Annotated in this window: 7 protein-coding genes; 1 reads left to right on the top strand and 6 read right to left on the bottom strand. The window is 59.1% G+C overall.

The window, feature by feature from the left end:
- From GSM73_RS27305 to GSM73_RS13635, 6 genes are all read right to left on the bottom strand, one after another.
- On the bottom strand, nt 1-579 hold a 579-nt coding region (locus GSM73_RS27305), incomplete at its 3' end, for a 2Fe-2S iron-sulfur cluster-binding protein (protein ID WP_256676900.1).
- 139 nt (nt 580-718) lie between these two features.
- Nucleotides 719-2,077 (bottom strand): NADH-quinone oxidoreductase subunit NuoF, encoded by a 1,359-nt coding sequence (gene nuoF / locus GSM73_RS13655; protein WP_076385483.1) that lies wholly within the window; start codon nt 2,075-2,077, stop codon nt 719-721.
- Complete coding sequence (gene nuoE / locus GSM73_RS13650; protein WP_003203372.1) at nt 2,074-2,571, bottom strand: NADH-quinone oxidoreductase subunit NuoE; 498 nt, start codon at nt 2,569-2,571, stop codon at nt 2,074-2,076. Before nuoE ends, nuoF begins: the two co-directional genes overlap by 4 nt.
- A gap of 2 nt (nt 2,572-2,573) precedes the next feature.
- Nucleotides 2,574-4,358 carry an NADH-quinone oxidoreductase subunit C/D gene (gene nuoC, locus GSM73_RS13645; protein WP_047227734.1) on the bottom strand — a complete coding sequence of 595 codons (1,785 nt, stop codon included), beginning with the start codon at nt 4,356-4,358 and terminating at the stop codon, nt 2,574-2,576.
- Between the two features lie 72 nt (nt 4,359-4,430).
- On the bottom strand, nt 4,431-5,105 hold the full coding sequence (locus tag GSM73_RS13640; RefSeq protein ID WP_047227733.1) for an NADH-quinone oxidoreductase subunit B family protein: 675 nt from the start codon (nt 5,103-5,105) through the stop codon (nt 4,431-4,433).
- 10 nt (nt 5,106-5,115) lie between these two features.
- Nucleotides 5,116-5,529 carry an NADH-quinone oxidoreductase subunit A gene (locus GSM73_RS13635; RefSeq protein ID WP_011062185.1) on the bottom strand — a complete coding sequence of 138 codons (414 nt, stop codon included), beginning with the start codon at nt 5,527-5,529 and terminating at the stop codon, nt 5,116-5,118.
- 873 nt (nt 5,530-6,402) lie between these two features.
- Between GSM73_RS13635 and GSM73_RS27300 the strand changes: the two genes are divergently transcribed.
- Nucleotides 6,403-6,994, top strand: a 592-nt coding sequence (locus GSM73_RS27300) for a methyl-accepting chemotaxis protein (RefSeq protein WP_256676899.1), incomplete at its 3' end; no start/stop codon positions are given.

The raw sequence follows: 6,994 nt of genomic DNA, 5'->3' as shown, positions 1-6,994 counted from the left end.
GAACTCGCTTTCCAGGGTGCCGTCTTCAACGCGACCGAAGTACACGTTGTCGTGGGCGCCGAACACGCCCAGGTCGGTGCCGCCGGCATAGTCCTTGTAGAAACGCACGCAGCGGTAGCAGGCGATGCAGCGGTTCATCTCGTGGGAGATGAACGGGCCCAGTTGCTGGTTCTGGTGGGTGCGCTTGGTGAAGCGATAACGGCGCTCGTTGTGGCCGGTCATCACCGTCATGTCTTGCAGGTGGCAGTGGCCGCCTTCCTCACAGACCGGGCAGTCGTGAGGGTGGTTGGTCATCAGCCATTCGACGACGCTGGCGCGAAACACTTTCGCTTCTTCGTCGTCGATGGAGATCCAGCTGCCGTCGGTGGCGGGGGTCATGCAGGACATGACGATCCGACCACGCTTGTCGTTTTCGTCGGTGTACTGCTTGACCGCGCATTGGCGACAGGCGCCTACGCTGCCAAGGGCGGGGTGCCAGCAGAAATAAGGGATGTCGAGGCCCAGGGACAGACATGCCTGTAACAGGTTGTCTGCGCCATCGACTTCGAGCTCTTTGCCGTCTACGTGGATAGTGGCCATGGTTCAAAGTTCTTCGTTGGCCCGGTGTCAGCGGGCGTGGCTAATGGAATCTTGTTATTCGTCCGAATCCAAACAGCCTTTCAAAGGCGTCATCGGACGAAAGGCGAAGGGCACGGACCCTTCGCCTTTTAAAGCGTCGTTACGCGCCGACCATGGTCGGCGTGACCACCTGATTGAGATCGCCTGCGCGCGTTGGCGCGATGCCGGCCTCGAATTCAGAGCGGAAGTATTTGATCGCGCTGCCCAACGGCTCCACGGCACCCGGTGCATGAGCACAGAAGGTCTTGCCCGGGCCGAGGAAACCCACCAGACCCAGCAGGGTCTCGATGTCGCCGGCCTGGCCTTCGCCGTTTTCAATGGCGCGCAGCAGCTTGACGCTCCACGGCAGGCCATCGCGGCAAGGGGTGCAGAAACCGCACGATTCACGGGAGAAGAATTCTTCCATGTTGCGCAGCAGGGAAACCATGTTGACGCTGTCGTCCACCGCCATGGCCAGACCGGTACCCATACGGGTGCCGACTTTGGCGATGCCGCCGGCGTACATTTGTGCGTCCAGGTGTTCCGGCAACAGGAAGCCGGTGCCGGCGCCGCCGGGCTGCCAGCACTTGAGCTTGTAACCGTCGCGCATGCCGCCGGCGTAGTCTTCGAACAGCTCGCGGCCGGTGACGCCGAATGGCAGTTCCCACAGGCCAGGGTTCTTGACCTTGCCGGAGAAGCCCATGAGCTTGGTGCCCATGTCTTCGCTGCCGTCGCGGGCCAGGGATTTGTACCAGTCGACGCCGTCGGCAATGATCGCCGGCACGTTGCACAGGGTCTCGACGTTGTTCACGCAGGTCGGCTTGCCCCACACGCCGACGGCGGCAGGGAAGGGCGGCTTGGAACGCGGGTTGGCGCGGCGGCCTTCCAGGGAGTTGATCAGTGCGGTTTCTTCACCGCAGATGTAGCGCCCGGCACCGGTGTGGACGAACAGCTCGAAATCAAAGCCCGAACCCAGGATGTTCTTGCCCAAAAGGCCAGCGGCCTTGGCTTCTTCCACGGCACGGTTCAGGTGCTTGGCGGCGGTGGTGTATTCGCCGCGCAGGAAGATGTAGCCACGGTAGGTTTTCAACGCACGGGCACTGATCAGCATGCCTTCGATCAGCAGATGGGGCAGTTGCTCCATCAGCATGCGGTCTTTCCAGGTGTTGGGCTCCATTTCATCCGCGTTGCACAGCAGGTAGCGGATGTTGATGGACTCGTCCTTGGGCATCAGGCCCCACTTCACGCCAGTGGGGAAGCCGGCACCGCCGCGACCCTTGAGGCCGGAGTCTTTGACGGTCTGGACGATGTCGTCCTGGGCCATGTCGGTGAATGCCTTGCGCGCGGCGGCGTAGCCATTCTTGGCCTGGTATTCGTCCAGCCACACCGCTTCGCCGTCGTCACGCAGACGCCAGGTCAGGGGATGGGTTTCGGCCGAACGCTGGATGCGGTTGGCGGGCCCGAAGGAAGTCAGGGTCATACGTAGCCCTCCAGCAGTTTGGCGACGCCGTCAGGCTGGACGTCACCGAAGGTGTCGTCGTCGATCATCAGCGCCGGGGCCTTGTCGCAGTTGCCCAGGCAGCACACCGGCAGCAGGGTGAAGCGCCCGTCTGCGGTGGTCTGGCCCAGGCCAATGCCCAGCTTGTTCTGGATCTCGCCGACCACGGACTCGTGGCCGCCGATGTAGCAGACCATGCTGTCGCAGACGCGAATGATGTGGCGACCCACTGGCTGGCGGAAGATCTGGCTATAGAAGGTGGCAACACCTTCGACGTCGCTGGCCGGGATGCCGAGGATCTCGCCGATGGCGTAGAGCGCGCCGTCAGGCACCCAGCCACGCTCCTTCTGAACGATCTTCAGGGCTTCGATCGACGCCGCGCGCGGGTCTTCGTAGTGATGCAGCTCGTGCTCGATGGCCGAGCGCTCGGTTTCGCTGAGGGCGAAACGGTCTGTCTGGATAAGCGTGCTATTCATGCTTAGCGGTCCACGTCGGCCATAACAAAATCGATACTACCCAGGTACGCAATCATATCCGCGACCATGCTGCCTTTGATCACCGAAGGGATCTGCTGCAGGTGTGGGAAGCTTGGGGTGCGAATCCGGGTGCGGTAGCTCATGGTGCCGCCGTCGCTCGTCAGGTAATAACTGTTGATGCCCTTGGTCGCTTCGATCATCTGGAAGGACTCGTTGGCCGGCATGACCGGGCCCCACGAAACCTGCAGGAAGTGCGTGATCAGGGTCTCGATGTGTTGCAGCGTGCGCTCTTTGGGCGGCGGCGTGGTCAGCGGGTGATCCGCCTTGTACGGGCCTTCCGGCATGTTGCGCATGCACTGGTCGATGATCTTGATGCTCTGGCGCATCTCCTCGACGCGAACCATGCAGCGGTCATAGGCATCACCATTGACTGCCAGCGGTACTTCGAATTCGAAGTTTTCATAGCCGGAGTAAGGACGCGCCTTGCGCAGGTCGAAATCGCAGCCGGTGGAACGCAGGCCCGCACCGGTGACACCCCATTCCAGGGCCTCTTTGGTGTTGTAGGCGGCGACCCCGATGGTACGGCCCTTGAGGATGCTGTTCTGCAAGGCGGCCTTGGTGTATTCGTCCAGGCGCTTGGGCATCCATTCGACGAAATCCTTGACCAGCTTTTCCCAGCCCCGCGGCAGGTCGTGGGCAACCCCACCGATGCGGTACCAGGCCGGGTGCAGGCGGAAACCGGTGATGGCTTCGATCACCGTGTAGGCCTTCTGGCGGTCGGTGAAGGTGAAGAACACCGGGGTCATGGCGCCAACGTCCTGGATGTAGGTACCCAGGAACAGCAGGTGGCTGGTGATTCGGAAGAACTCGGCCATCATGATGCGGATGACGTCGACCTTTTCCGGCACCTTGATCCCGGCCAGTTTCTCGACCGAAAGCACGTACGGCAGGTTGTTCATCACGCCGCCGAGGTAATCGATGCGGTCGGTGTAGGGAATGTAGCTGTGCCAGGACTGGCGCTCGCCCATTTTCTCGGCGCCACGGTGGTGGTAGCCGATGTCCGGGACGCAGTCGACGATCTCTTCGCCGTCCAGCTGCAGGATGATGCGGAATGCACCGTGGGCCGAAGGGTGGTTCGGGCCCAGGTTGAGGAACATGTAGTCCTCGTTCGCCCCGGAGCGTTTCATGCCCCAGTCTTCCGGCTTGAAGCGCGCGGCTTCTTCCTCGAGCTGTTGCTTGGCCAGGGACAGGCTGAACGGATCGAACTCGGTGGCGCGGGCCGGGAAGTCCTTGCGCAGCGGGTGACCTTCCCAGGTCGGCGGCATCATGATGCGCGTCAGGTGCGGGTGGCCGGGGAAATCGATCCCGAACATGTCCCACACTTCACGTTCGTACCAGTTGGCGTTCGGCCAGATACCGGTCACGGTCGGCACGCTGAGGTCGCTCTCGGACAAGGCGACCTTGATCATCACGTCACTATTACGTTCGATCGACATCAGGTGATAGAACACGGTGAAATCGACGCCGTCGGGCAGCCCTTGACGCTTGGTGCGCAGACGCTCGTCCACGCCATGCAAGTCATAGAGCATGACGTACGGCTTGGGCAGGTTGCGCAGGAAAGTCAGGACTTCGACGAGTTTGGCGCGGGCAACCCAAAGCACCGGCATGCCGGTGCGGGTCGGCTGGGCGGTGAACGCCTCGGGGCCAAAACGGTTGTTCAGTTCGACGACCACATCCTGGTCGTCTGCCTTGTAAGGCGGGATGTACAGAGCACTGCCTGTAGTCATGGTTATTTATCGCTTTCGGTCAACGTAAAGAATGAAGCCAGGTTCTCGTTTCTTATGCAGAGCAGAGCTGGATCAGACTTCGTCGGGGCTGCGCAGGTTGGTGACTGCGATACGCTGTTCGCGACGCTGTTCCTTTTGCGATGGCATCTCGGCGCGATAGACGCCTTGATCACCAACGACCCAGGACAGTGGGCGACGCTCCTGGCCAATCGACTCCTGCAACAGCATCAAGCCTTGCAGGAAAGCTTCAGGGCGAGGCGGGCAGCCAGGCACGTAGACGTCCACGGGCAGGAACTTGTCCACCCCTTGAACGACGGAATAGATGTCGTACATGCCACCGGAGTTGGCGCACGAACCCATGGAGATAACCCACTTCGGTTCGAGCATTTGCTCGTAGAGACGCTGGATGATCGGCGCCATCTTGATGAAGCAGGTCCCGGCAATAACCATGAAATCCGCCTGGCGCGGCGATGCCCGGATCACCTCGGCGCCAAAGCGCGCGATGTCGTGGGGCGCCGTGAAGGCGGTGGTCATTTCCACGTAGCAGCACGAAAGGCCGAAGTTGTACGGCCACAGGGAGTTCTTGCGACCCCAGTTGACCGTGTTGTTCAGCACGTCTTCGAGCTTGCCCATGAAGATGTTTTTGTGGACTTGATCTTCTAACGGATCGGAAACGGTTTCCCGCTCGCCAATCGGATACTGCTCGTTAGGAGCATCGGGGTCGATCCTGGTGAGATTGTATTGCATTGCCAAAGCCTCATTGTTTCAGCTTCGCTTGCCGCTTACGACGACCTTCCGGAGCCCAATCAAGAGCCCCCACCCGCCAAAGGTAGACAAGACCTGCCAACAGAATTGCTATGAAAACGAGAGCTTCGACGAATCCGGTCCAGCCGCTTTCGCGGACGGACACAGACCATGCAAAGAGAAAGAGGGCTTCGATATCGAAGATCACGAAGAGCATCGCGACCAGATAGAATTTGGCTGAGAGCCGCAAGCGGGCGCCACCGGTAGGCAGCATGCCGGACTCGAACGGTTCATTTTTGCTGCGGCCCCAGGCTTTTGACCCGAGCAGGCTCGACACGCCGAGCATGAAGGCACACAGGCCGACAACGCCCAGAAGGAAAATGGCAAAGCCCCAGTTGTGGGCCATGAGTCCTGTCGCTTCGGGCATGCTGGAAATCCTTAACAGAGAGCAAAGGTCTCTGAGCTTGAAAAGAAATAACGCAGTGACGATATGTCGCAGCAATCAATCGCGGTGATTTTATGGCTAAACACCGGGCAAGTAAAATTCCTATAGCGAAATTATTTATTGGAATAAGCACATAGCGTACCTCCAGGACCCTGCGGCCCCGGCCCCGTGGGCGTTGGCCGGCTGTTGATCAATAATATTTCGTGCGGAATGCAACAATGATAATGGCTTTCAAATGATAATTATTATTATCTGTGGCGGCCTTTCTGCTACGCACTTAGTGTTGTGTCCGAGGGGCAGCCTTACATTGCCGCTACTGCAATTGTCAGCGTCGGACGTTTTACTCCTTTTCGGACTGCCCAATACTGCGTTCGATCAATTTTTCTAACCGTGCGCCGCAGTTTTTTTGGGGGGCGGGCTCGGTGAAGGTTGGATCTGCATGGGGACTGCTCCTGTGGGAGCCAAGCTTGCTCGCGATGCCGGCAACGCTGTCCCGAGGCAGACTGCGCAATCGTTCATTACGGGCAAGCTTGGCACCCACAGATGCAGGCTAGCTCCTACAGAGTAGATTGCTTGAAAAAAAACGGCTCAAAAAAGCCGTGGGCGTCCGATCAATGTCGCTCAGCTAGCCCCGCGCAGATCCTATGGCCAGGGTATTTCGTGTTTAAGCGACCACCGTCGTGCGAGCAAAAAACGGCACGAGGTTGGGTTTAAGGTCTTGAAGAGGTGATATCAAATGGCTATCTTTATGCTTCATTCATCTAATCATCTATATCAATGCTGGTTAGATTTTCGGCCCCTTCTTAGATAGCCGCGTCAGTTTTCATCGTTCGTGGCTGATACCAAAGGAAAGTCATGAACTCTTGGATCGCGAATATGAGCGTTATGCTCAAGCTGGCTTTGGGCTTTGCTGTTGTGCTGCTTCTGACCGCTATTCTCGCCGCGACCGGCTGGTTCAGCCTGGGAAAAATGATCGAGCGCACGGATCGAATGACCAGCATTACCGAACTGGGCAACCGCCTTGATCACCTGCGCAGAGCTCGCTTGCAGTACCAGTTGGACCGGGGTGATGAACAAAAAGGTGCATTGATCCAAGCGTCGCTGGAGCAGTTTGTCGCCCAGCAGAAAAGCCTCGCCAAAGAACTGAGAAAACCGGAAAACCTGAAGAAACTTGCTCTGATCGAGCAGGCCAGCACGCAGTATCAAGTGGCACTCAATACGATGCGCGAGGCTTATCGCAATGACGCAGCCATGCGCAAGGAAATGGGCGTCAATGCGGTCAAGGGCGCCGCGCTGATTGCCAGGGTCATCGCTGACGTGGAAGCACTGCCCGCCTCGGATGAGCGCCGCTTTGACCTTTACAAGCTTATTCTCAAGGCCAAAGAGGACGTGGCGCTGGTGCGTTATGAAGTGCGTGGCTATACCGGCAACCCCAATAGCGCCACCG

Source organism: Pseudomonas sp. PICF6, from assembly GCF_009831705.1.
GTDB classification, from domain to species: domain Bacteria; phylum Pseudomonadota; class Gammaproteobacteria; order Pseudomonadales; family Pseudomonadaceae; genus Aquipseudomonas; species Aquipseudomonas rhizophila.
The sequence above is the reverse complement of the archived record's forward strand: the minus strand, read 5'-3'. Positions and strand labels throughout refer to the sequence as shown.

Excerpts from the sequence above, each read along its gene's own strand:
- nuoF (WP_076385483.1), bottom strand. The coding sequence starts at position 2,077 with ATGACCCTGACTTCCTTCGGGCCCGCCAACCGCATCCAGCGTTCGGCC.
- nuoE (WP_003203372.1), bottom strand. The coding sequence starts at position 2,571 with ATGAATAGCACGCTTATCCAGACAGACCGTTTCGCCCTCAGCGAAACC.
- nuoC (WP_047227734.1), bottom strand. The coding sequence starts at position 4,358 with ATGACTACAGGCAGTGCTCTGTACATCCCGCCTTACAAGGCAGACGAC.
- GSM73_RS13640 (WP_047227733.1), bottom strand. The coding sequence starts at position 5,105 with ATGCAATACAATCTCACCAGGATCGACCCCGATGCTCCTAACGAGCAG.
- GSM73_RS13635 (WP_011062185.1), bottom strand. The coding sequence starts at position 5,529 with ATGCCCGAAGCGACAGGACTCATGGCCCACAACTGGGGCTTTGCCATT.